Source organism: Salipiger sp. HF18, assembly GCF_011806505.1.
GTDB lineage: Bacteria > Pseudomonadota > Alphaproteobacteria > Rhodobacterales > Rhodobacteraceae > Salipiger > Salipiger thiooxidans.
This window is the reverse complement of sequence record NZ_JAATOS010000431.1, coordinates 1-3,351: the sequence shown is the minus strand read 5'-3', so window position 1 is coordinate 3,351 and position 3,351 is coordinate 1. Positions and strand designations below refer to the sequence as shown.

3 protein-coding genes and 1 pseudogene are annotated in these 3,351 nt (G+C 68.1%); all 4 read right to left on the bottom strand.

All coding sequences use genetic code 11. The features are described 5' to 3' along the window. Window positions 1-85: 85 nt before the first annotated feature. Window positions 86-430 carry a DUF427 domain-containing protein gene (locus tag HC022_RS21870; RefSeq protein WP_008884658.1) on the bottom strand — a complete coding sequence of 115 codons (345 nt, stop codon included), beginning with the start codon at window positions 428-430 and terminating at the stop codon, window positions 86-88. Between the two features lie 57 nt (window positions 431-487). Further along, window positions 488-2,263 (bottom strand): aminopeptidase P family protein, encoded by a 1,776-nt coding sequence (locus tag HC022_RS21865; RefSeq protein WP_167453813.1) that lies wholly within the window; start codon window positions 2,261-2,263, stop codon window positions 488-490. A gap of 218 nt (window positions 2,264-2,481) precedes the next feature. Then, window positions 2,482-2,805: an SH3 domain-containing protein gene (locus HC022_RS21860; protein WP_254885224.1), complete on the bottom strand. Its 324-nt coding sequence runs from the start codon at window positions 2,803-2,805 to the stop codon at window positions 2,482-2,484. A 309-nt stretch (window positions 2,806-3,114) separates the two neighbouring features. Next, window positions 3,115-3,351, bottom strand: a pseudogene (locus HC022_RS21855) (cobaltochelatase subunit CobT); the annotation flags it as partial.

The following is a 3,351-nucleotide window of genomic DNA, read 5'->3' as shown; positions in this document are numbered from 1 at the left end:
ACGGAAAAACGGCCGGAGCGTCAGAGCTCCGGCCGTTTTCGTATGTGGGAATGTGCGTCCTGGAGGGTAGGCCGGGAAAGCGGTCTCAGACCTGCTCCACCGCCACGCCGTCCTGCACATGGAAGGCGAGATAGCCCTCGAGATCCTTGGCCTCGTCCAGCGGTGCCTCGTAGGACCAGACGGCGTTGTCGTAATTCCGGCTCTTGGACGCGATGTTGAAATAGCGCGCCTCGCCGATCCACTGGTTCAGCGTGCGGTACTCGGACGGCTCGAGAAAAGCCATGGCGATGTCCTCGCGCGGGAAGTAAATGACGCTGGGCATATCGCCCTCGGTCAGCTCCAGTGCCCGGCCGCTTTCGCCAAGGACGGCACCTCCGGCGCGGATCACCCATGTGCCCCCGGCCGGGCGGATCTTGATGTGCTTCAGCATGTGTCTCTCCCCGTAAGTCCGCGGATCATATATAAGCCGCGATATGACATCCCTGTGTCAAAGCGGCGCGCAGGCCGCCTCGAGCCAGGTTGCATCGTCTCCCTCGACCAGCGGTGCGATCCGTTCGAGCACTTCGGCATGGTATGCGTCCAGCCAGTCGCGCTCCGCCGCGGTCAGCAACGCGGTCACGATCAGCCGCCTGTCAATCGGCACCCATGTGAGGGTTTCGAACCGCAGCATCCGTGGCACCACCTGGCCCGCAAGGGGCGGGGCCTCTTCCACGGCGATGAGGTTCTCGATCCTGATACCATAGGCGCCCTCGCGGTAAAACCCCGGCTCGTTCGACAGGATCATGCCGGGCTCGAAGGGCACGGTGCCGGTGCGCGCGATGCGGGCGGGGCCCTCATGCACGCTGAGATAGGCGCCGACGCCGTGGCCGGTGCCGTGACCGTAGTCGAGCCCCGCCTCCCAGAGCGCGGCCCGGGCGAGCACGTCGATGTCGCGCCCGGCGAGCCCCGCCGGGAAGCGCAGCCGCGACAGCGCGATCATGCCCTTGAGCACGCGGGTGAAGTTGGCGCATTCCTCGCCGCCCACGTCGCCTACGGCGACGGTGCGGGTGATGTCGGTGGTGCCGTCGACGTATTGCCCGCCGCTGTCGACGAGCAACAGCTCGCCCTCGCGCACGGGACGGTTGGTGCCCTCGGTCACCCGGTAGTGCACGATGGCCCCGTTGGGCCCGGCGCCGGCGATGGTTTCGAAGGAGATGTCGCGCAGCGCGTTGGTGGCGGCACGGCAGCCCTCGAGCGTCGTCACCACGTCGATCTCGGTGAGGCTGCCCGGCGCCTGCCGGTCGAGCCACGCGAGGAAGCGCACCATGGCGGCGCCGTCGCGCAGATGCGCGGCGCGGGTGCCCTCGAGTTCGGCGGCATTCTTGCGCGCCTTGGGGATGAGGCAGGGATCCTGCGCCTCGGTCACCTCGCAGGCGATCAGCGCCTCGCGCACCGCAACGGGGCAGGAGGCCGGGTCGAGCCGCACCGTGCCGCGCAGCGCGGCAAGCGCCTCGGGGAAGTCGGAGGGGTCACGAAGAGTGACGGCGGCGCCAAGGTGGTCACCCAGCTCTTCGAGCTTGCGGGCGTCCATGAAGAGCGTGACCGAGGCATCGGCGTGAAGCAGGGCGAAGCCGTGCGGCACCGGGTTGCGGGGGATGTCGCTTCCGCGGATGTTGAGCAGCCAGGCGATGCTGTCGGGCAGGGTGAGGATGCAGGCGTCGGCGCCGAGCGTGCGCGCGAGGCGGGCGATCTTGTCGCCATGCGCCTCGCCGGCAAGCTCCACCGGCTGCGCAAAGACCGCGCCCATGGGCGGCGCGGGCTGGTCCTCCCAGATCCGGTCCACGAGATTCTCGCAGCGCCGCAGCTCGATGCCTGCGAGCCGCTCTTCGAGCCCGCGGGCCTGGTCGACCGAGAACAGCCACGGGTCGATGCCGACCGCACCGCCCCCGGGCAGCTTGGGGGCGATCCACTCGGCGAGCCCGGTCTCGGGCCAGTCGACGGGGGTATAATCGGACGCGACCTGCGCCTTGACCTGCACCCGGTAGCGGCCGTCGACAAAGACCCCGGCCACGTCGCGCAACGCCACGCAATAGCCCGCCGAGCCGGTGAACCCGGTGAGCCATGCCAGCCGGTCGTCATGCGGCGCCACGTATTCGCCCTGGTGGGCGTCGGCGCGCGGCACGATGAAACCGTCGAGCCCCTCACGCGCGAGCTCACCGCGCAGGGCCTTCAGCCGCGGCGGCCCCTGCTCGGGGCGGGCGGTCTCATGGAACGTCTGGAACATGGCTCGGCCTCCTTTTGCGCAGAACTTACCAAGCCTGCGTCGAGTCGCCAGTGGCAAAGACCCGCGACACAGGCGCGTCGTCTGCCGAAAGGTCGCTTGGGATCACAATATTGCGCCAAGAGGGAGCGTTGGGGCGCGCAGGGCCATCTCACCTCTGCCGGACCCCTGCCTGCGGTCTGGCGTCGCTTGCTTGCCGGTTCGGATGAGCCGATCACAGCTCACGGATAGAACTCACACCAAGCGGTGTAGATCCACCCGCGGAACCTGGCCTCCCGCCCGTTGAGGGCCCCGTTCTCGACGTAGCACCATTTGCCCAGACAGGCGCGCATGTAGGCGGCGTCTCCGTTGTGAAGGCTGCCGATCTGCTGATAATGGCTGCCCGGGCCCGTGCGCAGGGCGAGGAATCCGTCGCCGTTGGGATCGAGCCCGGTCACGAGGCACCCGGTGTCTGTGATCCGCTCGCCCTGAGGCGGGACGATGTTCTGAGCTTCGAGCGGGGCGGCGCATGTCAGCGCCAATGCGATGACCAATGGTCTCTTCATCTAAATGCAGCCTTGCAGCCTCAATATGTGCTGAGGGTAGCAGACCTCACCTGATCGGCATAGCGGGCAGGGTCGGTCTCCCTGTCGGCCGACAAGAACCGCGCAGTCTGCGGGCGCTCACGGTCAGGATAGCGTCCCGTCGATGCGTGTGATGGCTCCGGAGAGTGCCGCCCGCATTGCGGACGGCAGCGGGGGCCAGCCCCCGCACCCCCGGAGTTTAGGGGCAAGATGAAGGGGACGGGCCCGCTCTTCATCTTGCCAGATAAACTCCGGGGGGAATTGGCCGCGGGCCAAGAGGGGCAGAGCCCCTTACCCTGCCTTCTTGATCCCCATGAAGCGGGCGCGGGCGCGCGGGTCGCTGTCGAAGAGCGCAGCGAGCTGTTCGGTCATCGCGCCGGCGAGCTGTTCGACGTCGGTGATGGTCACCGCGCGGTCGTAGTAGCGGGTCACGTCGTGGCCGATGCCGATGGCCAGCAGCTCGACCTGCTTGCGGCGCTCGACCATGGCGATCACGTCGCGCAGGTGCTTCTCGAGGTAGTTCGCGGG

Excerpts from the sequence above, each read along its gene's own strand:
- HC022_RS21870 (WP_008884658.1), bottom strand. The coding sequence starts at position 430 with ATGCTGAAGCACATCAAGATCCGCCCGGCCGGGGGCACATGGGTGATC.
- HC022_RS21865 (WP_167453813.1), bottom strand. The coding sequence starts at position 2,263 with ATGTTCCAGACGTTCCATGAGACCGCCCGCCCCGAGCAGGGGCCGCCG.
- HC022_RS21860 (WP_254885224.1), bottom strand. The coding sequence starts at position 2,805 with ATGAAGAGACCATTGGTCATCGCATTGGCGCTGACATGCGCCGCCCCG.